The 20,517-nt window shown below is 67.2% G+C and carries 20 protein-coding genes; 11 read left to right on the forward strand and 9 right to left on the reverse strand.

The genetic code is table 11. The features are described 5' to 3' along the window. The 6 genes from A5702_RS21245 to A5702_RS21270 form a co-directional block, all read right to left on the reverse strand. Positions 1-871, reverse strand: an 871-nt coding sequence (locus tag A5702_RS21245) for a CoA transferase (RefSeq protein ID WP_068223479.1), incomplete at its 3' end; no start/stop codon positions are given. Between the two features lie 22 nt (positions 872-893). Then, the gene (locus A5702_RS21250; RefSeq protein ID WP_068223481.1) at positions 894-2,102 is read right to left on the reverse strand and encodes a cytochrome P450; all 1,209 of its coding nucleotides are present in this window, start codon (positions 2,100-2,102) and stop codon (positions 894-896) included. A 66-nt stretch (positions 2,103-2,168) separates the two neighbouring features. Further along, positions 2,169-3,821: an acyl-CoA synthetase gene (locus A5702_RS21255; RefSeq protein ID WP_068223484.1), complete on the reverse strand. Its 1,653-nt coding sequence runs from the start codon at positions 3,819-3,821 to the stop codon at positions 2,169-2,171. An 8-nt stretch (positions 3,822-3,829) separates the two neighbouring features. Further along, a complete protein-coding gene (locus A5702_RS21260) occupies positions 3,830-4,450 on the reverse strand; it encodes a PaaI family thioesterase (RefSeq protein ID WP_068223487.1) in 621 nt (206 codons plus the stop codon). Further along, positions 4,447-5,067: a cysteine hydrolase gene (locus A5702_RS21265; RefSeq protein WP_068223490.1), complete on the reverse strand. Its 621-nt coding sequence runs from the start codon at positions 5,065-5,067 to the stop codon at positions 4,447-4,449. The genes A5702_RS21260 and A5702_RS21265 overlap by 4 nt, the downstream gene beginning before the upstream one ends. After that, on the reverse strand, positions 5,064-6,074 hold the full coding sequence (locus A5702_RS21270) for a Rieske 2Fe-2S domain-containing protein (protein ID WP_068223493.1): 1,011 nt from the start codon (positions 6,072-6,074) through the stop codon (positions 5,064-5,066). Before A5702_RS21270 ends, A5702_RS21265 begins: the two co-directional genes overlap by 4 nt. A gap of 149 nt (positions 6,075-6,223) precedes the next feature. Between A5702_RS21270 and A5702_RS21275 the strand changes: the two genes are divergently transcribed. From A5702_RS21275 to A5702_RS21285, 3 genes are read left to right on the forward strand one after another with little or no spacing between them, the layout of a single operon-like run. Further along, a complete protein-coding gene (locus A5702_RS21275) occupies positions 6,224-7,342 on the forward strand; it encodes a PHB depolymerase family esterase (RefSeq protein WP_068223497.1) in 1,119 nt (372 codons plus the stop codon). Further along, positions 7,342-7,722: a nuclear transport factor 2 family protein gene (locus A5702_RS21280; RefSeq protein ID WP_068223499.1), complete on the forward strand. Its 381-nt coding sequence runs from the start codon at positions 7,342-7,344 to the stop codon at positions 7,720-7,722. The genes A5702_RS21275 and A5702_RS21280 overlap by 1 nt, the downstream gene beginning before the upstream one ends. Beyond that, entirely contained in the window at positions 7,719-8,762 is a 1,044-nt protein-coding gene (locus tag A5702_RS21285; RefSeq protein ID WP_068223502.1) for a TIGR03857 family LLM class F420-dependent oxidoreductase, read from the forward strand. The genes A5702_RS21280 and A5702_RS21285 overlap by 4 nt, the downstream gene beginning before the upstream one ends. 6 nt (positions 8,763-8,768) lie before the next feature. Here A5702_RS21285 and A5702_RS21290 read toward each other — a convergent pair whose 3' ends face one another. Continuing rightward, positions 8,769-10,265: an acyl-CoA carboxylase subunit beta gene (locus tag A5702_RS21290; protein WP_067819553.1), complete on the reverse strand. Its 1,497-nt coding sequence runs from the start codon at positions 10,263-10,265 to the stop codon at positions 8,769-8,771. Positions 10,266-10,350: 85 nt separating this feature from the next. On the opposite strand from A5702_RS21290, the gene A5702_RS21295 reads away from it, so the two are divergent. From A5702_RS21295 to A5702_RS21330, 8 genes are all read left to right on the forward strand, one after another. Beyond that, positions 10,351-11,373: an LLM class F420-dependent oxidoreductase gene (locus A5702_RS21295; RefSeq protein WP_068223505.1), complete on the forward strand. Its 1,023-nt coding sequence runs from the start codon at positions 10,351-10,353 to the stop codon at positions 11,371-11,373. Then, positions 11,370-12,605: a cytochrome P450 gene (locus A5702_RS21300; protein ID WP_068223507.1), complete on the forward strand. Its 1,236-nt coding sequence runs from the start codon at positions 11,370-11,372 to the stop codon at positions 12,603-12,605. Before A5702_RS21295 ends, A5702_RS21300 begins: the two co-directional genes overlap by 4 nt. A gap of 48 nt (positions 12,606-12,653) precedes the next feature. Continuing rightward, entirely contained in the window at positions 12,654-13,478 is an 825-nt protein-coding gene (locus tag A5702_RS21305) for an SDR family NAD(P)-dependent oxidoreductase (protein WP_068223510.1), read from the forward strand. A gap of 56 nt (positions 13,479-13,534) precedes the next feature. Next, positions 13,535-14,152, forward strand: coding sequence for a TetR/AcrR family transcriptional regulator (locus A5702_RS21310; protein ID WP_067819566.1), 618 nt, complete (start codon positions 13,535-13,537; stop codon positions 14,150-14,152). Positions 14,153-14,175: 23 nt separating this feature from the next. After that, positions 14,176-14,853 (forward strand): hypothetical protein, encoded by a 678-nt coding sequence (locus tag A5702_RS21315; RefSeq protein WP_068223512.1) that lies wholly within the window; start codon positions 14,176-14,178, stop codon positions 14,851-14,853. Between the two features lie 2 nt (positions 14,854-14,855). Then, positions 14,856-16,760: a YhgE/Pip domain-containing protein gene (locus A5702_RS21320; protein WP_068223515.1), complete on the forward strand. Its 1,905-nt coding sequence runs from the start codon at positions 14,856-14,858 to the stop codon at positions 16,758-16,760. Between the two features lie 68 nt (positions 16,761-16,828). Further along, a complete protein-coding gene (locus A5702_RS21325) occupies positions 16,829-17,269 on the forward strand; it encodes a VOC family protein (RefSeq protein WP_082956153.1) in 441 nt (146 codons plus the stop codon). Beyond that, entirely contained in the window at positions 17,266-18,006 is a 741-nt protein-coding gene (locus A5702_RS21330) for an SDR family NAD(P)-dependent oxidoreductase (protein ID WP_068223518.1), read from the forward strand. The genes A5702_RS21325 and A5702_RS21330 overlap by 4 nt, the downstream gene beginning before the upstream one ends. Here the strand turns inward: A5702_RS21330 and A5702_RS21335 are convergent. Both A5702_RS21335 and A5702_RS21340 read right to left on the reverse strand, forming a co-directional pair. Beyond that, positions 17,999-19,156, reverse strand: coding sequence for a Zn-dependent alcohol dehydrogenase (locus A5702_RS21335; RefSeq protein WP_068223521.1), 1,158 nt, complete (start codon positions 19,154-19,156; stop codon positions 17,999-18,001). The two genes, A5702_RS21330 and A5702_RS21335, sit on opposite strands and share 8 nt — an antisense overlap. Positions 19,157-19,165: 9 nt before the next feature. Beyond that, the gene (locus A5702_RS21340; protein ID WP_068223524.1) at positions 19,166-20,392 is read right to left on the reverse strand and encodes a cytochrome P450; all 1,227 of its coding nucleotides are present in this window, start codon (positions 20,390-20,392) and stop codon (positions 19,166-19,168) included. Between the last annotated feature and the right edge of the window lie 125 nt (positions 20,393-20,517).

A 20,517-nucleotide genomic window follows, 5' to 3' on the forward strand; every position in this document is an offset into this window, starting at 1 on the left:
TCTGGATCAGGGGCAGCACGTCGGAGAAGCGGGGGTCGTCGGCCGCCTCGGGGATGCCGAGATGCTCGAACGTATCGCGGATCAGACCGGTCGGGCTGATGATGCACAGGTTGATGGTGCCGCCGTCGGAGGTTTCGTAGTTGCCCATGAAGGGGTTCACCGACACCGCGCCGGCGGCGCCCGGCATCGGGGTGCGCATCACCTGTCCGGTCTCCATGCCCTGCGTCACGCTCGCGCCCGCCGCCCACCACGCGGTGCTCAGCAACGACACGTCGAGCTCGAGGGCTTCGCCGGTGCGCTCGCGATGCAGCAGCGCCGCGGAGATGCCGCCGGCGATGAACATGCCGCCGATGGAGTCGCCGAACGCTGGGATGCCTTGTCCCAGCGCACCACCCAGCTCCTCCGGGGTCAGCGCGTACCCGATGCCGCTGCGCGTCCAGAACGCCGTCCCGTCGTAGCCGCCCGTGTCACGCTCGGCGCCCTTGTCGCCGTATGCCGAACCGCGCGCGTAGACGATGTTCGGGTTCACCGCGCGAATGTGCTCCACATCGAACCTGTGCTTCTGCCGCTGTGCCGGCATGTAGTTGGTGAGGAACACGTCGGAGGTCTTGGCCAGTTCGTAGATCACCTCCTGACCGCCCGGCGTCGAGACGTCGATCCCGACGCTGCGCTTGCCCCGGTTGGGATGTTCCATCAGCGGGTGCCGCTCCGGATCGAGTTGGATGCCACCCATGTTGATGAAGCCGCGTTGGGTATCGCCGCGCAGCGGGTGTTCGACCTTGATGACGTCCGCGCCCCAGTCGGCCAGGATGGCGCCCGCCGCCGGGACGAAGGTGAATTGCGCGAGTTCCAGGACCCGGAAGCCCGACATAACTTTGACCATTTTCGGGACCCTACTTGGCGTCGAACGTCACGGGAAGCGAAGTCGGCGAACGGAAGGGCTGGCCGTGGATGTGGGGGTCGTCGTCGGTCACCAAGCTGACGTTGGTCACCCGATCCAGCAGGCACTCCACCGCGACGCGGGTCTCCAACCGCGCCAGGTGCAGACCCAGGCACGTGTGCTCGCCGGCGGCGAAGGAGATGTGCGGCAGGTGCTTGCGGAAGATGTCGAACTGCTCCGAGCGCTCCCAGCGCCGCTCGTCGCGGTTGGCGGCCCCGATGCACACGCCGATCACCGACCGCGCCGGAATCTCGACGCCCTCCAGTTCGGTGTCCTCGGTGGTGAAGCGCTGCACGGTGGTCAGCGGCGTCTCGAAGCGCAGTCCTTCCTCGATCGCCTGCGGCAACAGCCCGGGGTCGGCTTGCACCGCGGCGAACTGGTCGGGATGAGTGAGCAGCAGGTAGAGCAGGTTGCCCGACGAGCGGTACGTGGTCTCCAGCCCGGCCGGCAGCAGCAGCCGCAGGAAGGAGTAAATGGCTTCGTCGCTTAGCTTTTCGCCGTCGATCTCCGCGGTGACCAGATCGCCGATGATGTCCTCAGTGGGTTCGGACTTGCGGCGCTCGATCTGCTCGATGAAGTAATCCTTGAGCGCGGCCGACGCCTCGAAGGCGCGTTCGTAGTCGACGTGGTAGCTGATCAATTGCACGGCGCGCTTACGGAACGTCGGCAGGTCGTCGGCGGGTAAGCCCAAAAGTTGGGCGATGACGCGGGTGGGGAATTCGAAGGTGAAATTGCGGACCAGGTCGGCGTGGCCGTTGTCGATGAACTCGTCGATCAGCGCGTTGCAGATCGGCCGCACGATGGTGTCCTCCCAGCGGGCCAGCGCCTTGGACTTGAACGCCGCGGACACCAGGTTGCGATGGTCGCGGTGCTTCTTTCCCTCCATCGCCAGGATGGTCGGCCCCATGAACAGGCCGATCGTCTTGTCGTACGGCGCGGAGCTGAACACCCGGCCGTCCCGAAACACCTTGTTCACCGCTTCGAAGGAGACCGCGGAGTACTCGCGCTTGGGCATCAGCGCCTCGGGCGTCTTGGAGTAGTCCATCACCGTCCCCCGAAAAACCCCGGCCTCGCGGCGCTTACGGGCGAAGAACGGGTAGGGGTCGCGCAGGCTGACGGTCTGACCGTCGGCATCGGCGGCGGCGTGGACGTGGGTCGTCACGCGTATGATCGTACTGTAATTCTTACAGTAGACAATATGGTCCGACCGTGGAAGTCGCGAACCTCGTCAGCCGTTGACCGCCTGCTCGCGCGCCCAGCGGTAGTCGGCCTTGCCCGACGGGCTGCGCTCGATCGCCGGGCGAAACACGATCGCTTTGGGAAGTTTGTAGCGGGCCAACGATTGCGCCGCGTGCGCGATCAACTCGTCGGCGTCCGCCCGGGCGCCTGGCGTCACGGCGACGACGGCGACCACCTCCTGGCCCCACCGCTCGCTGGGGCGCCCCGCCACCAGCACGTCGGCCACGGACGGATGCGAGGCGATCGCGGTCTCGACCTCCTCGGCGAAGATCTTCTCGCCGCCCGAGTTGATCGTCACCGAATCGCGGCCGAGCAGTTCGACGCTGCCGTCGGCGCGGTGCCGCGCCCGATCCCCGGGAATCGCGTATCGCACGCCGTCGATGACGGGAAATGTCTTGGCGGTCTTGGCCGCGTCGCCCTTGTAGCCGAGCGGCACGTAACCGCGCTGCGCCAGCCAGCCGATACCGTCGTGACCCGGATCCAGGATGGCGCCCAGGTCCTCGGCGGCCACGAAGGTGTCCGGCCCGGCGTTGAAGGTGCCCGTCGGCACGGCGCCGGACGTCGACATGTGATGCATCTGCGCGCCGGTCTCCGAGGAACCGACGCCGTCGACCACCACGGCGTTCGGCAGGACCTCGATCAACCGCTGCTTGACGAACGGGGTGAGCAGCGCACCGCCGTTGGCCACCACGGCCAACGACGACACGTCCGCGATCCCCTTCTCGATCGCGGCGACCAGCGGGCGCGCCATCGCATCACCCACCACCGTCACCACGGTCACCCGCTCACGCTCGATGGTGCGGACGACCTCCTCTGCGTCCAGGTGATCGACCACAGCGGGGAAGACGACGGACTGCCCGGTCGTGATGGCCGTCATCACGCTCCACTGGGCCGCGCCGTGCATCAGCGGCGGCAGGATCATCAACTTGGTGCCCGGACCGGCGAGGACCCCGGCCGCGATCTCCTCGACCGAGCCGAAGGGCTCACCGGTCATCAGATTGCGTCCGCCGAACGACGTCATGAAGATGTCGTGCTGGCGCCACAGCACGCCTTTCGGCATCCCCGTCGTGCCGCCCGTGTACAGGACGTACAGGTCGTCGGGGGAATGCTGCAGCGGCGGTGGCTCCGGTGCGCACGACGCGATGGCCGACTCGTAATCCACTGCACCGTATAGCAATTCGTTGCCCGAGTCGTCGGCGATCTGGATCAGCACCCGCAGCTGGGGGAGATCGGGCAGGATCTCGGCCACCCGCGGCGCGAAGGCCGCGTGATAGACCAGGGCGGTCGCCCCGGCGTCGGCCAGCAGATAATGCAGCTCGTTCTTGACATAGCGGAAGTTCACGTTGAACGGGGCGACTCGGGCTCCGAACGCGCCGAGCAGCGCCTCGACGAATTCGTTCCCGTTGTACGCGTACACGCCCAGCAGGTCCTGGCCGACCTCGTGGCCGGCGAGCGCCGAGCGTTCGGTGCGGCACCCCAGCCCGCGGGAGTGCAGGTACGCGGCGAGGCGGTGTGAGCGTTCGATCACCTGTTGGTAGCTGTACCGCCGTGCGCCTTGAATCAGCAATTCCCGATCGGGTATTGCGGCCGCGACGGCGGCCGCGACGCCGGGAACCGTGAACTGTGTTTCCGTGTCGGACATTTCGCCTTTCAAGGCTGGTGCGGGAGCAGTCGGACCATCAGGCCGTTCGCTTCGGTGAGCAGCGTGCCGTCGGCGGCCGTCATCGTAGCCGAGATGAAGATCTTCCTGCCGTCGATGTCGGTGATGCGGCCGGCCGCCGTCAGCGGCTCGTCGATCGGGGTGATGTTCCGGTAGTCGACGCGCAGGTAGGCCGTTCGGGTGGGTGGAGTGCCGGCGGTGGAGACCACCATGCCGAGCAGCCAGTCGTAGAACAGGGGGATCATGCCGCCGTGCACGGCGTTGTTCCCGCCCACGTGCGACCGGGTGAAATGCCCCGACATGGTGACGCCGTTCGGCCCGGACTCGGTGATGGTCCACGGCGGCATCAGGGGATGACCCAGGCCGGGTAGCTCGAGGACGCGGCCGGCCGGCGCCAAGCCTTCGGGCACCTGATGGCCGTCGAGTAACGCACACGCGTTCTCGATGTGCCGGGCGGCGGCGGTCCACGCCGAACTGTCCGGGTTGCTGGCTACGGTCAGATCCTGCAAGCGGCGCAGCGCGGTGACGAATCGGCCCAGGCCCGGCGGCGCGTGGTCGGCGGGCCTGATGTCGGGGAATCCGCCGCGGACTCCGGGCTCGGTGTCGGTCATTTCGAGGCCCACGTTCGGAGCAACTCGTCGGTGGTGGTGATGGTCGCGAGCAACGACAGGGTGTTGGCGATGACGGCCTCTCCATATTCGGTGGGTATGCCGGCGACCGCATCGCGGGGCACCACGACGCGGTAGGCGGCGTTGACGGCGTCCATGACGACGTTGCGGATCGCGATGTTCAGCGACACGCCGACGATGACGATGGTGGACACCCCGAGGTTGCGCAGTACGGCATCCAGATCGGTGCCGCCCATCGGTCCGACGCCGTGCCAGCGACTCAGCACCAGATCGCTTGGCTCCGGTCCTAATTCGGGCAGCAGGGCGGCCCCCGGGGTGCCCGGGGTGATGTCGACCTGCCCCTGGCCCATGGCGAAGATCCTCGCGTTGTGATTGGAACCGAGGCCGTCGGGCCGCCGCTGCACCAGGCAGTGCACGACGCGGACGCCGGCGGCCCGGGCCACGGGCAGCAGCCGCACGATGTTCGGCAGCGCGACCCGGCGCGCTTCCTCGGCCAGCATGGCCAGCCCTGCGTCGGGCCCGACGACCGCCCCCTGGCATTCCTGGGTGACGATCGCGGTGTGCTCGGGCGCCGCGATTTCGACCAGTTCGCCTGTCATGCCGGCGCGCCCACCCCCGGCCCGACGTCATAGAACTGTGTCGCCCACTTACGCAGTGCCATATACCCTTTCGCGTCCACTCTGGAAAGCGCCGGATGCTCCACGTACTTCTGGTAGCGCCAAATCTGCAGGTCGTCGAAGACGGTGGACAGGAATTGCTTTTCGATGACGTCGCGCAGCTTGCCGTCCGGTACGTCGGAGTCATCGCCGGGGACCCGCGGCCACCAGATCGAGTAGAACAGGTCCGAACACTCGTCGTCGACCGGCGTGCAGGTGAAGATCAGCCGATGATTCTGCGCCCCTTCGAAGACGCTGATCGCCCCGCCGAGGCCGAACAGGTGGCTGTGGAACCGCAGCGCCAGATCCTCCGGGTTGTCGCTGCGCGCGTCCGGCCAGCCCGCGACGAACTGCCATTCGTGGTCGACGATCTTCCAGTTCAGGACCCGGGGTGTCACCGTGGCGTGGTGCACGTATTCGAAATGGGCGCTGTCGGGGGCATTTTCGGCGACGATCTGCGGATGTACCGGCTCGCGTTCCGCGTGCCGGGAGAATTCCGGGTACGCGCGGTAGTAGGCGGCCGGGTCGGTCTCGAATTGCGGAAATTTCAAGAAGATGTCGGGCATTTCCCACTGCGGTTCTTTGCCGTCCGGGTGATGCCAGATGAACACGCAGTCGTACTGTTCGCGCACCGGGTACACCCGCAGCCGCAGCGCGCGGTTGGGCCGGTCTGGTTGGTAGGGGATGTACCGGTTGGTCCCGTCGGGGCCCCACCGCCAGCCGTGGAACGGGCATTCGACGCAGTCGCCGTCCACCTTGCCGCCGTGTCCGATGTGTGCGCCGAGATGTTTGCAGTGCGCCTCGAGGACGTGCAGCTCACCGGACTCCGCGCGGTAGGCGACCAGGTCCTCGCCGAAGTAGTGCAGCGGGCGCACCTCGCCGACCGGAAATTCGGGCGACCACCCGACCATGAACCACCCGGTGACCTTCCAGGTGAATGGCACTTTCACGCCGGAGCCTCCGATTGCCTGATACTAAGTCCGTTACAGTATAGATTTCAGCAGTCCGGTCCGCGCACGGCAAGGAGTGATGTGACTGAAGTGGCTGACTCCCGGGTCGACGTCATCGTCATCGGCGCCGGCGTCTCCGACCACACCCCATGTCGAAGGTGACGCGCGGACTCGGGCTCGCCAGGGACGCGACCCGTGAGCTCGGCATGTTGCTGCCCCGGACGGTGGCCGGGCTGAGCGAATCGACCGGCTGGGCGCCCGTGTCCCCACGCGGTGTGCGCCAGTTCGGCGAGGTGCTGCTGGATGAGCTTGTGCTGAGTGGCTTTTCACTGATCGGCGGCCAACCGGCGGCGATGCGGCCGCTGGGGGGCTGCGCGGCCGCCGCAGAGGAGTTGTCCGCCCTGGGCATCGACCGCGCGCACGCGGACCCGCCGCCGTTGCGCCCGAGTTCGGTGCGGCGGCGCCGCATCGGCAATCTCGCCTACGAGCGGATGAAGTTCGAGCACGATCCGGGGTTGCCGAAAACGCTGCGAGCCGAGGGCCTGGGCGGGCCCGCGCGTGCGGTGGTGCACCTGTGCCGGCACACCGATGGCCCCAGACCGTGGCTCATCTGGGTGCACGGCGCGGGTCAGGGCGGCACGGAAGACCTGCTGCTGACCCGCATCGGCCGAATCCACCACCAGTTGGGGTTCAACGTCGCACTGCCGGTGCAGCCCGGTCACGGTTGCCGGCGCCGGGAATGGCCGGCCTACCCGGATATGGACCCCTTGGGCAACGTCGCCGGCATGATGCGCTCGGTGTCGGAGATCCGCGCGGTGGTGCGCTGGGTGCAGCCACAGGCGAGTGCCGTTGTGGTGGCCGGTATTTCGATGGGAACTCCGGTCGCGGCGCTGGTTTCACATCTGGAAAGGCAGATCGATGCGGTCGCGCTGTACACGCCGATCCTCGGTCTCAACGCGATGATCGCCAGGCACCTGGGCCGTGGGGGATCGTCGCGGGACGGATTCCGGGAGCTGTTGGCGTCCCCGGACGTGGCGAAGCTGACCTCGGTGATCGATCCGCTGCAGGTCGACCCGGCGCCGGCGCCGGACCGGCGACTCATCGTCGGCGCCTGGCACGACCGGATGGCCATGCGCGAGCCCGCGGTCGCGTTGCAGCAGCGCTGGGGTGGCGAGCTGTACTGGTATGACGGCAGCCATGTGGGACACATCTTCTCCCGGCGGGTGCAGCGGGTGACCGACCGATTCCTGCGCGGCGTGGTCGGCTGATGGCGGCCACGCGCACGGCCCGCGAGGTGGTGGAACTCTACAACCTGGTGGTCTGGAACCAGCACGATCTGGCCCTGGCCGAGGAGTTGTTCGCGGACAACGTGATCCGGCACGAGGTGGGCGAGGCGCACACGCTCACCCGCGAGCAGGCGGTCACCCGGATCAAGGACGTCTGGGCGATGTTCGACGAGCTGCGCTTCGACCTGAAGGTCGTCGCGGCCGGTGACGACGGCGAGCACGTCGCGATCGTCTACGACTCGTCGATGACCACCACGGACGGTGCCCAAACCAACGTCGGCAGCATCGAGGTGTTCCGCGTCGTCGACGGGCAGATCACCGAAGTCTGGAATTGCGGCTACCGGCAAGGAGTTTGGAGTTGAGCGAGCGCACCCTAAATGAATTGGGCTATTACCTGCTGGCCGGTGCGGGCGGGGAGGGGCCGGCGACGCTGGTCGACGAGGCCCGCCGCGGCGAGGAGCTGGGGATGGGCACCGCGTTCATCTCCGAGCGGTGGAACGTCAAGGAGGCGTCGAGCCTCGTCGGGGCCGCCTGCGCCGTCACGACCAGGATGCAGATCGCCACCGCGGCAACCAATCACAACACCCGCCACCCGCTGATCACCGGGTCGTGGGCCACCACCATGCACCGGCTCTCCGGCGGGCGCTTCACGCTGGGTATCGGCCGCGGCATCGCGGCGATCTACGGGGCGTTCGGCATTCCGGCGGTCACCACCGCGCAGATGGAGGACTGGGCCCAGGTCATGCGCCGGCTGTGGCACGGCGAGCTGATCTTCAACCATGACGGCCCGATGGGCAAGTACCCGATCCTGTTCCTCGATCCGGACTTCAACGAGGACATCCGGTTGGCGCTGGTGGCCTTCGGGCCGAACACGCTGGCGCTCGGCGGCCGGGTGTTCGACGACGTCATCCTGCACACCTACTTCACCCCGGAGACGCTGCAGCGCTGCGTCAAGACCGTCAAGTCCGCCGCCGAAAAGGCCGGCCGCGATCCGGACAGCGTGCGGGTCTGGTCGTGCTTCGCTACGGTCGGTGACCACCTTCCCGAGGAGTTGCGGCTGAAGAAGACGGTCGCGCGCCTGGCCACCTATCTGCAGGGTTACGGCGACCTGATGGTGCGGACCAACAACTGGGATCCCGCTGTGCTGCAACGCTTCCGGGAAGATCCCGTGGTGACGTCGATCGCCGGCGGGATCGACCACAAGGCCACCGCGGAGCAGATCGAGCACATCGCGACGTTGATCCCCGACGAGTGGCTCGAGCCGTCGGCCACCGGGTCGGCCGGCCAATGCGCGGACCGCGTCCGCAAGGAGTTCGACTACGGCGCCGACGCGGTGATCATGCACGGCGCCACCCCGGACGAACTGGAGCCGGTGATCGCGGCGTACCGGGCGGGGGAGTAGCGCCGGTCAGGGCATGATGACGGTCCGGCTGACCGGCTCCGCGGCGGCCTGCCGGCTGGACAGTCCACGAAGCAGCGCACCGAGTAAGGCATCGCGGGTCTCCCGGGGATCGATGAGCTCGTCGAATCCCAGATGTTCGGCCGAGCGATAGGACGCCTGCAACTCGGCGTCACGCAGTTTCGCGGTGATGTCCTCACCGGCATGCGTCGCCCGGCCCAGCGCCGCCGCGCTCATGGCGCCCATGGTCGCGCCGGGGTAGGCGAAGGTCGCGCTCTGGTGATCGAAACCCAACAGCGACATGACCATCGAGCCGAATCCGTAGGCCTTGCGCAAGGTGAGATGCAGCTTGACCGTGGTGGCCGCGGTCTGGGCGGCGAACATCCGCGCGCCGGCGCGCAGCACCCCGCTGCGTTCGGAGCGGCTGCCGGGCAGCATGCCCGGGTTGTCGGCAAGGAAGACGATGGGTAGGTGGAACGAGTCGGCCACCAAGATGAAATGCGCCGCCTTGTCCGCGGCGTCGGCGTCGATCGAGCCGGCGATCACCTGGGGCTGGTTGGCCACCACCGCGACCGGATGCCCGCCCAGATGCGCCAGCGCGCAGATGATCGCCTTGCCGTACTGTGGCTGCACCTCGAACCAGTCGGGCCGGTCGAAGATCACGTCGAGGACGGCGCGCATGTCGTACACGCGGCGGTTGTCGCGCGAGACGATGTCGAGCAGTTCGGGCGTCGCGCGTGGCTCGCTGTCCTGGTCCGGCGGTAGCGGGGCAGGGTACGACCACGCGCTGCGCGGGAAATACGACAGGTACCGCCGGATGTCGGCGATCACCGCTTCGTCGTCGTCGGCGACGTTGTGGATCACCCCGCTCGGCAAGGCGGTGACGGGTCCGCCGAGGTCCTCCTTCGAGATCTCTTCTCCGGTGGACTCTTTGACGACCGGCGGTCCGGCGGTGAAGATCGCGCCCTGGGCGCTCATGATCCGGAAGTCGCACACCGGGGCGACGAGCGCGCCATGCCCGGCAGACGGGCCGAGCACGGCGGCGACGGTCGGCACCCGGCCCGAGCACTGCGCCTGGGCGAGCAGATCGGTGGGGGTGCGGCCGTAGTGTCCGCCGCCGGGACGGAAGCCGGCGCCTTCCAGCAGCATCACCAACGGAATCCTGTCGCGCAGTGCGAGTTCGGCGATGCGGTAGCGCTTGGAGTTGCCGCCGGGCCCGATGCTGCCGGCCATCGTGGTGAAGTCCTCGGCGCCCAGCATCACCGGCGAGCCGTTGATCAAGCCGGAACCGACGACGATCCCGTCCGCGGCCACCTGGCCCCCGACCAGGGTGCCGATCTCGCGGAACGTCCCCGGGTCGAGGAGGCGCTCGATGCGCGCCCGGGCGTCGAGCTTGCCCTTGCCGCGGTGCTTGTCGAGCCGCTCCGGTCCGCCCATGTCCCGTGCGTGCTGACGGCGCCGCCCGAGGTCGTCGAGCGTTTCTCCCCAGTCCTGGGTGTTCGGCATGCCTATGTCCTACCTCATGGAGGTTCCGTCACGCGACCAGATGCGTGTGGTCACATACTGGATTGCTTACTGTAAAGTTACCCGCATGGCCGACGCCGCCCGACTCAAGGTCGACGGGGGCATCCCCAATCAACTCGCACGGGTGACCGACGCGGCCGTGGCCCTGGAACGAGAGGGCTACGACGGCGGCTGGACCGCGGAGACCAGCCATGACCCGTTCCTGCCGCTGCTGCTGGCCGCCGAGCACACGTCGCGGCTCGAGCTCGGCACCAACATCGCGGTGGCTTTCGCCCGCAACCCGATGATCGTCGCGAACATCGGTTGGGATCTGCAGGCGTACTCGAAGGGCCGGTTCATCCTCGGCCTGGGCACCCAGATTCAACCGCACATCGAGAAACGCTTCAGCATGCCGTGGAGCCAACCCGCGCGCCGGATGCGCGAGTTCGTCGCCGCGCTGCACGCGATCTGGTCGGCGTGGCAGGACGGCGGCAAGCTGCGTTTCGAGGGCGACTTCTACACGCACAAGATCATGACCCCGATGTTCACGCCGAAGCCGCACCCCTACTCCGTCCCCAGGGTTTTCGTCGCGGCGGTGGGCGAGGCGATGACCGAGATGTGCGGGGAGGCCGCCGACGGTCACCTGGGGCATCCGATGGTTTCCAGGCGTTACCTCGACGAGGTCACCATGCCGGCGTTGCTGCGTGGCATGCAGCGAGCCGGCCGGCGCCGCAACGACTTCGAAGTGTGCAGCGAGGTGCTGATCGCGACCGGCGAGAACGAGGATGAGCTGACGGCAGCCACCGCTGCGGTGCGCAAGCAGATCGCCTTCTACGGGTCGACGCCCGCTTACCGCAAGGTCTTGGAGTTGCACGGTTGGGGCGAGGCGCAGACCGAACTGCACCGGCTGTCGCTCGCGGGCGAGTGGAACACGATGGGTTCGCTGGTAGACGACGAGATGCTGGCGGCCTTTGCGGTGGTCAGCCCGGCGGACGGCGTCGCCGCCGCCCTCAAGGACCGATGCCGCGGCGTGGTCGACCGCGTGCTGCCGATCTTCTACAACGCCTCCGCGTCGTGTATCAGGTCCGCAATGAAGGAGTTTCGCGAGTGAGCACAACCACGGTAGACGAGTCCGCCAAGCTGTTGGCCGACCCCTTGGCCTACACCGACGAGCGGCGACTGCACGCGGCGCTGACTCACCTGCGCACCAGCGCACCGGTGTCCTGGGTCGAGGTGCCCAACTACCGTCCGTTTTGGGCGATCACCAAGCACGCCGACATCATGGACATCGAGCGCGAGAACATGCTCTTCACCAACTGGCCACGGCCCGTCCTGACGACCGCCGAGGGCGACGAGATGCAGGCCGCCGCGGGCGTGCGCACCCTGATCCACCTCGACGACCCCCAGCATCGAGTGGTCCGCGCGATCGGCTCCGATTGGTTCCGCCCAAAGGCGATGCGGGCGTTGAAGGTTCGCGTCGACGAGCTGGCCAAGATCTACGTCGACAAGATGATGGCCGCGAGCCCGGAATGCGATTTCGTCCAGGAGGTGGCGGTCAACTACCCGCTCTTCGTGATCATGTCGCTGCTGGGACTGCCCGAGGCCGACTTCCCCAGGATGCTCAAGCTGACCCAGGAGTTGTTCGGCAGCGACGACTCCGAATTCAAACGGGGGACCACCAACGAGGACCAGCTGCCCGCGTTGTTCGACATGTTCCAGTACTTCAACGGGGTAACCACCGCGCGCCGCGAGCACCCAACCGAGGACTTGGCGTCCGCCATCGCCAACGCCCGCGTCGACGGGGAGCCGCTGTCCGACATCGACACGGTGTCCTACTACCTCATCGTCGCGACCGCCGGCCACGACACCACCAGCGCCACCATCTCCGGTGGGCTGCAGGCACTCATCGAGAACCCCGACCAGCTCGAGCGGTTGCGCGACAACCTCGACCTGATGCCGCTGGCCACCGAGGAGATGATCCGCTGGGTCACCCCGGTCAAGGAATTCATGCGTACCGCCACCGCGGACACCACCGTGCGCGGGGTGCCCATCGCGGCGGGTGATTCGGTGCTGCTGTCCTACGTCTCGGGCAACCGTGACGAGGATGTCTTCGTCGACCCGTTCCGCTTCGACGTCGGGCGCGACCCCAACAAGCACTTGGCGTTCGGCTACGGGGTGCACTTCTGCATGGGCGCGGCGTTGGCCCGCATGGAGGTCAACAGCTTCTTCACCGAGTTGCTGCCCAGGCTCAAATCCATTGAGCTGAGCGGTGATCCGGAGTTGGTCGCTACCACTTTCGTCGGCGGCCTCAAGCATCTGCCGGTGCGTTATTCGCTGGCCTGAGCGGCCCGCTTAGCGCGTGATCGCTACACTCCGTGCGGAGGTCTCGCAATGACGCGCAGGACGATCGTCATCACGGGCGCCAGCGACGGCATCGGCGCGGCCGCGGCCCGTCGCCTCAGCCGCACCGGCGATCGGATCGTCGTGGTGGGCCGCTGCCAAACCAAGACCGCCGCGGTGGCCGCCGAGTTGGACGCGGACTATTTTGTCGTCGACTACGCCGACCTTTCCCAGGTGCGCGCGCTGGCGGACAAATTGCGTTCGCAATACCCGCGCATCGACGTTTTGCTCAACAATGCGGGCAGGATGGCCAGCAAGATCGAGCTGACGCCCGACGGCTACGAACGCACCCATCAGGTCAACTACCTGGCGCCGTTCCTGTTGACCACCCGATTGCTGGATGTGCTGCTGGAGTCCCGCGCGACGATCGTCAACACGACCAGCTCGTCGCACAAGCTGATCTTCCGTGCCACCGTCGACGACCTGGAGAACACCGCCGGCCGCAGGCCCGCCGCAGCCTACGCACTGTCGAAGCTCGCAATCGTGTTGTTCACCAAGGAGTTACACCGGCGCTACCATGCCGGCGGCCTTTCCGTCGCGGCGGTGCATCCCGGCAATGTCAACTCCAACATCGGCATTGCCTCGGGTTCGCGATTTCTGGTGTTCATGCAGCGGTACACCCCGGCGGTGCTGTTCATTTCGAGCCCGGACCAGGGCGCCGAGCAGTTGGTGCGGCTGGCGTCGAGCACGCCCATTTCCCAGTGGACGCCCGGCGCGTACTACGCCAAGCGCAAGATCGCCAACACCAGTCGCCTGGCGGACAACCCACGATTGGCCGCCGAACTGTGGGAGCGGACCGCGTCAAGGCTGGGCTGACGCCACCCGGGGGGTGATCTTCGATACCCGGTAGTATCTAACCGATACTGAAGGGTATGCTGCTGCACATGTCGCCTGTCAAACCGCTGCGCACCCGCCCCACCCGCGGCGAGGTCCGCGACCGGATCCTCGATGCGGCGTCGAAGGTGTTCGCGGCCGAGGGGTTCGCCGGCGCCACCATCGACGCGATCGGGCAGGCCGCGGGCTTCACCAAGGGCGCGGTCTATTCCAACTTCGAGTCGAAGGACGAGCTGTTCCTGGCCCTGCTCGACCGCGAGTTCGAGCTGCGCGGCGAGCAGATCGCGATAGCGCTGGACCGCAGCGACGGTGACACCGCCGCGGCCGCGCGCGAGGTGAGCCGGTCGGTGCTCGACTCGGTCCGCGACCATTCCGACTACTACGTGCTGCTGGTCGAGTACTGGCTGCGCGCTCAGCGCGATCCGCAGCTTCGGGAACGCCTGATCGAGCGCCGCCGCGCCGCGGCCGACCAGGCGCTGCACATCGTCGAATCGACCGACACCGTGCCGGGCGACCGGCGGCTGACCGACATCGCCCAGCTCGTCGTCACCCTCAACCTGGGCGTCGCGATGGAGGAGGTGCTGCGTCCGGGAACCATCAACCCCGATCTGCTCGCGCAAGTGATCACCGCACTGCTGGAATCGATTCCGGTTTGAAGGCGATGAGGGAAAGCCACACCATGGATGCCAACGACGAACCGGACGACGTCGCACCGGTGATCACCGCCGCCGGATTGGGGGTCGACGGTGAGCACAGGCCACTGTTCTCGGGGGTCGACCTCGCCCTGACGCCGGGCTTTCACGCGATTCAGATGCCCGGGGGTCCGGGTCAGACAACGTTGTTGTTGACGCTCGCGGGCCGATTCAAGGCGACTTACGGCTCGTTGACCGTGCTTGGCGAGACGACGCCGCGCGCGATCCGCCGCCTGTGCGCGATCGCGGCCTTCGACGACATCGACGAACTCGAAGAGTCGGTGACCGTGGCGACCGTACTCGCCGAGCAACGCCGGTGGCTGGCGCCGTGGTATTCGCTGGTGCCGCTGCAAGCCGGCCAGGCCGAGCTGACGGAAGTCTTCGGCGACATACCGACGCCGTCCTCGGACACCTACATCGTCGAATTGTCCGACCTGGAACTGTTTTTGCTGCGCATCACGCTTGCGCTGCTGTCGAATCGTCCGATTCTGGTGGTCGGCGATCTCGAGCAGGTGCGCGACAACTCCCGGCGAGCGATCGCGGTGGATCGGCTGGGTGTGATCGCGAGAGAGCGCACCGTCGTCGTCGGAGTCACCAACCCGCTCGGCACCGACGCACCCGAGCACGAGCTTCACGATCGCCGCGTTTTGACCGGAGGAGATTGACGATGTTGGCTGGACTCGCATTCGGCTCGGAGATCAAGCGTTTCGGTCGCAGCCGTTTGACGCGCGTGGCGATCGTCGTGCTGATGTTGCTGCCGCTGGTGTACGGGGCGCTGTACCTGTGGGCGTTCTGGGATCCCTTCGGCCACACCAACAAAATGCCGGTGGCGTTGGTCAATTCCGACCGCGGTGCAGTCGTCTCCGGTGAGCAGTTCAACGCCGGCGATGAAATTGCCAAGAGCCTCACCGCGGACGGCGGGTTGGACTGGCACGTCGTAAACCTGGCCGAAGCGCGCAACGGAGTCGACCACGGCAAGTACTACTTCATGGTCGAGTTGCCCCCGGACTTCAGCGCGGCGATCGCGTCGCCGGTGACGGGACAGCCGAAGAAGGCCAACCTGATCGCCGTCTACAACGACGCCAACAACTACATCTCCACCAGCATCGGCCGCACCGCCATCACTCAGGTGCTCAACGCGGTGTCCAGCCGGATCTCCGGCCAGGCCGTCAATCACATGCTGTCGGTGGTGGTTTCGTCGGGCGCGGGCATCAAGCAGGCCGCCGACGGCGCGGCCCGACTCGACGACGGTGCCGGGCAGCTGGCCGCCGGCCTCGACACGGCCCGGTCCGGCTCGGCGCGCCTCGCCGCCGGGGCCCAGCAATTGTCCGACGGAATCAACCAGGCCACCGACCCGCTGCTCACGGTGACCCGGGCCCTGTCACAGATCGGCGGCGACACGCAGCAATTGCAGCAGGGCGCGGCCGCGCTGCAGCAGGCCAACGACCAGATCGGCACCATCGCCACGGCACAGGACGGCGCCGCGGATGCGTTGTCGCCGGTGATCGATCAGCTCGCCGCGCGCCAGGATCCGTTGGCGAACAACCTGCGCGGCATCCAGGATCAGCTGCGGGGCCATCAGTTCACGCCGCAGATCCGCCAGCGTCTCACCGACGCGCAAAACGCCGCGATCGCGATGACCTCCGCCATGCGCACTCCCGGCAGCCCGCTGGGTTCGGCCCTCGACCAGGTCGGCACCAAGGGGCAGGAGCTGACGAGCAAGCTCACCCAGCTCCGTGACGGCGCCCAGCAGCTTGCCGCCGGCAACGCCGAGTTGGCAAGCGGCATGGTCAAACTCGACGACGGGGCACACCAACTCAAGGCGGGGTCGGCCGAGCTGGCCGGCAAGCTCGGCGAGGGGGCGAACCAGCTGCCCAACTGGACGACTCAGCAAAAGGACGCGGTCGCCGACACCATCGGCGGGCCGGTGCAGCTCGCAGCCTCGCACGAGAACGCCGCGCCCAACTTCGGCACCGGCATGGCCCCGTTCTTCCTGACGCTGGCGCTGTTCTTCGGCGCATTGGTGCTGTGGATGATTTTGCGGCCCTTGCAGAGTCGTGCGATCGCCGCGGAGGTGCTGGAAATCCGGGTGGTGCTCGCCAGCTATTTGCCTGCGGCCGCGATCGCGCTGTTCCAAGCGATCATTCTCTACTGCGTGGTCCGGTTCGCCCTCGGCATGCACGCCGTGCATCCCGTCGCGATGCTGGGGTTCATGATCCTCATCTCCGCGGCATTCGTGGCCGCCACACAGGCGATCAACGCGCTTGTCGGCCCGGCGGTGGGACGCGTGCTGATCATGGCCCTGCTGATGCTGCAGCTGGTCAGCGCCGGCGGCATGTACCCCGTGGAGACCACATCGCGACCCTTCCAGGTCCTGCATCGTTTCGACCCGATGACCTACGGCGTCAACGGGCTGCGCCAGCTCATCCTCGGCGGCATCGACGGGCGGCTCTGGCAGGCGATCACCGTGCTGGTTGCGATAACGGCTGTCGCGCTGGCAATCTCGTCGCTGTCCGCACGACGAGATCGCCTGTGGAACCTCAGCAGGCTGATCCCGGCGATCAAGATGTAGGCAAACGTTCCGCGTCAACGATCGACGCTGCATGATGGTGGGCAAGCTCTGCAATCGAGAGGAAGCCCATGTTAGGTGTGCATCATTCGGCGATTTGCACCTCCGATGTTGAACGGTCGCTCCGATTCTGGTGCGAAGGCCTGGGACTGAGCCAGTTGATGGATTACGACTTCGTCGGCGATTGGCCGGGACTGTTCGGGGCCGGCAGCGATCGGCTGCGATCGGTGTTTCTCGGCGATCCGCAGACATCGGGCAGCGGGTTTGTCGAACTGGTGGAGGTGGCCGGTGCCCTTGAGGCACTGCCGGATTCGACCGCGTTACGGCACGGGTTCATGTTGCTCTCACTGCAGCGTGAAGTCGACGAAACGCTCGCCGCTTTGGCCGCGTTGGGTTTCACCGACGGCGTGCGGCGCATCGACGTCGTGGCCCCGGACGGAAGGACCGTCGCGATGGCGGTGATCGAAGCGCCGGACGGGGTACTCGTTGAGCTGATCGGCCGCGCGAAATGAGCACCGCGCTGGTCACCGGCGGCGCGTCCGGAATCGGGCGTGAGGTGGCCGGCCGGTTGCGCGCCGCGGGGCACGGCGTCGTGGTGTGGGACCTGTCCAACGCCGACATCGCCTGCGACGTCAGCGATCCCGACGCGGTGATGGCCGCGATGGACCAAACCGTCCGCGAGCACGGCGCGCCCACCCGCGTCGTCACGTGCGCGGGAGTTGGGGCCTCCGGGCTGCTGCTCGACCAGTCGCCCGCGGAATGGAACCGGGTGCTGGCCGTCAATCTGACGGGCACGTGGCTGACGATCCGGGCGGCGGCGCGGGCGATGATCGACGCGGGGGTGAGCGGCTCGATCGTCGCCGTCTCCAGCATCAGCGGCACCCTGGCCGACCGCGACATGGGCGCCTACTGCGTGTCCAAGGCGGGAGTGGACATGCTGGTGAAGGTGGCCGCCGCGGAGTGGGGCGCGCACGGCATCCGGGTCAACGCCGTCGGCCCGGGCGTGACGCGCACGCCCATGCTGGCCAAACCCGAGCAGCTGCCCGGCTGGGTGGAAGCCCTGTCCGAACGCACGGCCCTGGGCGGTCTGGGAGCCGCGACCGACGTGGCCGCAGCCATCGTCGGTGTCCTCGAATTGCCCTGGGTGACGGGTCAAGTCGTGCATGCCGACGGCGGGCTGGCGTTGCACAGCCCCATCGACGCGTACGGCCAGCTGCAGCGGGTGATGGGCGGAAAAGGCCTCAGCTGATGCCGTAATCGATGATGCCGCGGATGATCTTGCCGTTGCGGAGGTCGTCGTACGCGTCGTTGATCTCGTCGAGGCGATAGCGCCGGGTGATCATCTCGTCGAGCTGAAGCTGCCCGGCTTGATAGAGCCTCGCCAGCCGGGCGATGTCCGCCTTCGGATTGCACGAGCCGAATATCGTCCCGGCCAGCGTCTTGTTCATCAGGATGAAGTCCTGCAGGTCGATCTTCACCGACCGGGTCAGCTGCGAGGTCATGCCGGTCAGCACGCACGTGCCGCCCTTGCGCGTCAGTTGCAGGGCGTCGCGGACGTCGGCGGGCGTGATCAGCGACGGCGAAACCACCACCGCGTCGGCCATGACCCCGTAGGTCAAGTCCCGCACCATCTCCTGCGCCTCGGCGATCGTGGCCGCGCTGTGGGTGGCGCCGAACTGCAGCGCCGACTTCTGCTTGAAGTCCACCGGGTCGACGGCGACGATCTGCGCGGCGCCGCTGATCCGCGCGCCCTGGATCGCGCCCGTCCCGATCCCGCCGACCCCGACGACGACGACGGTGTCACCGCCGCGCACGCCGGCGCGGTTGGCCGCCGAACCGTAACCGGTGGGAATGGCGCAAGACAGCAGCGCGCTCGGCGCGAGCGGCAGGTGCGGCTCGATCTTCACCAGCGACCTGGTCGACACCACGGTGTGTTCGGCGAACGCCCCCACCTTGGCCAGATGGCCCAGGGGCCGGCCGTCGGCGGTGTGATGACGGAAGGTGCCGTCGGTCGGCATTCCCGGGGTCAGCGTGAAAGCGCCGACGTCGCAGATGTATTCCATGCCCGACGCGCACCAGCGGCACTGTCCGCACACCGCGACGAACGACATCACCACATGGTCGCCGGGCGCGAAATCCGTTACGCCGTCGCCGACTTCGCGCACGATGCCGGAGCCCTCGTGGCCCCCGATCGTCGGGAACATGGTCGGCAGGCCGAGGGACCGCATCACCTCGTTGGGCGCCGACATGTCGCCGTTGAGGATGTGGTCGTCGGAGTGGCACAGCCCGGCCGCCGCCATCTCGACGAGGACTTCGCCGGCGCGGGGCGGGTCGAGTTCGAATTCCTCGACGGACCAGGGCCCGCCGACGTCGTGCAGAATCGCTCCCTTGGTTTTCAAGCGGCTTCCCTATGCGGCCGGGGCGAACGTGACCGGAAGCTTGTTGGGGGAACGGAAGGTCAGCCCCACGATCTTGGACTCCTGGCCGGTTCCGTCGTCGGTCACGAAGGCCAGATCCTTGACGCGGTCGAACAGGCTGTTCAGCATGACCCGGGTCTCGAGGCGGGCCAGATGCATGCCGAGGCACATGTGGATGCCGCCGGCGAACGCGATGTGCGCCTGGCGCGGCCGGTGGATGTCGAAGGCGTTGGCGTTGGTCCAGCGGCTCTCGTCGCGATTGGCCGAGCCCATGCACATGTCGATCTGCGCGTCGGGTGGGATTGTCTTGCCGCCGATTTCGACCTCCTGGGTGGTGGTTCGCATGACCATCGTCAGCGGGGTTTCGAAGCGCAGCCCCTCCTCGATCGCCATCGGTATCAGCGAGCGGTCGTGATAGACCTGCGCCAGCTGCTCGGGATGGGTCAGCAGCAGGTACAGCAGGTTGCCCGACGATCGGTAGGTGGTTTCCAGTCCGGCGGGCAGCAGCAGCCGCAAAAACGCGATGATGGCCTCGTCGGAGAGCTTTTCGCCGTCGATCTCCGCCGCCACCAGGTCGCCGATGATGTCATCGGTGAGTTTGCGCCGCCGCTGCTCGACCTGGCCGAGGAAGTAGCCGTGCAACTCCGCCGCCGCGTTCAGCCCGGCGACGATGTCGGTCGGGATGGAGATGAGGTCCAGGGACAACCGCCGGAAGAAGTCGAGGTCCTCGGGCGGCAGGCCGAGCAGCGTGGAGATGATGCGGGTGGGGAACTCGAACGTCACCGCCTTGACCAGGTCCGCGTGCCCGTCGTTCTTGATCTCGTCGACGAGTCGGTCGCACACCGGTCCGATGACCGAGGGCTCCCAGCGTTCCAGCGCGGTGGCGCGGAAGGCCTTGGCCACCAGGTTGCGGTGGTCGTGGTGTTCCCGGCCGCCCATCGCCAGGATGGTGTGGCCCATCACCAACCCGATGGTGTCGTCGTATTTGTGTGAGCTGAAGATCCGGTCGTCGCGGAACGCCTGGAACAACGGGTCGTAACCGAACAGCACCCACTCGTCCTTCGGCCGCATCTCTTCGGGCATCTGCGAGTGGTCCGCCAGCGCGCCGTGCCAAACCGGGTCCGTGCGCCGCATGTATTCGAAGAACGGATAGGGGCTGGTTTCGCCGGTGAAGTCGAGGGTGACGGGCTGGTTGGCGGGGTCGGTGCTGAGCGTCATCAGCGCTCCTCCTGAACAGCCGCTGAGCGGATCGTACGCGGGGAATATCGCTATCATAGTATAGATAGCAACTAAGCCCAACGGGCTTGTCGTGGTTACCGTAACGGGCACAGTATTGATGCTGC

The organism is Mycobacterium sp. E3339 (assembly GCF_001666915.1).
Taxonomy (GTDB): Bacteria; Actinomycetota; Actinomycetes; order Mycobacteriales; family Mycobacteriaceae; genus Mycobacterium.

Excerpts from the sequence above, each read along its gene's own strand:
- A5702_RS21330 (WP_068223518.1), top strand. The coding sequence starts at position 17,266 with ATGAGCACCGCGCTGGTCACCGGCGGCGCGTCCGGAATCGGGCGTGAG.
- A5702_RS21325 (WP_082956153.1), top strand. The coding sequence starts at position 16,829 with ATGTTAGGTGTGCATCATTCGGCGATTTGCACCTCCGATGTTGAACGG.
- A5702_RS21310 (WP_067819566.1), top strand. The coding sequence starts at position 13,535 with ATGCTGCTGCACATGTCGCCTGTCAAACCGCTGCGCACCCGCCCCACC.
- A5702_RS21255 (WP_068223484.1), bottom strand. The coding sequence starts at position 3,821 with ATGTCCGACACGGAAACACAGTTCACGGTTCCCGGCGTCGCGGCCGCC.
- A5702_RS21265 (WP_068223490.1), bottom strand. The coding sequence starts at position 5,067 with ATGACAGGCGAACTGGTCGAAATCGCGGCGCCCGAGCACACCGCGATC.
- A5702_RS21320 (WP_068223515.1), top strand. The coding sequence starts at position 14,856 with ATGTTGGCTGGACTCGCATTCGGCTCGGAGATCAAGCGTTTCGGTCGC.
- A5702_RS21315 (WP_068223512.1), top strand. The coding sequence starts at position 14,176 with ATGGATGCCAACGACGAACCGGACGACGTCGCACCGGTGATCACCGCC.
- A5702_RS21295 (WP_068223505.1), top strand. The coding sequence starts at position 10,351 with ATGGCCGACGCCGCCCGACTCAAGGTCGACGGGGGCATCCCCAATCAA.
- A5702_RS21275 (WP_068223497.1), top strand. The coding sequence starts at position 6,224 with ATGTCGAAGGTGACGCGCGGACTCGGGCTCGCCAGGGACGCGACCCGT.
- A5702_RS21305 (WP_068223510.1), top strand. The coding sequence starts at position 12,654 with ATGACGCGCAGGACGATCGTCATCACGGGCGCCAGCGACGGCATCGGC.
- A5702_RS21340 (WP_068223524.1), bottom strand. The coding sequence starts at position 20,392 with ATGACGCTCAGCACCGACCCCGCCAACCAGCCCGTCACCCTCGACTTC.
- A5702_RS21260 (WP_068223487.1), bottom strand. The coding sequence starts at position 4,450 with ATGACCGACACCGAGCCCGGAGTCCGCGGCGGATTCCCCGACATCAGG.
- A5702_RS21290 (WP_067819553.1), bottom strand. The coding sequence starts at position 10,265 with ATGCCGAACACCCAGGACTGGGGAGAAACGCTCGACGACCTCGGGCGG.
- A5702_RS21280 (WP_068223499.1), top strand. The coding sequence starts at position 7,342 with ATGGCGGCCACGCGCACGGCCCGCGAGGTGGTGGAACTCTACAACCTG.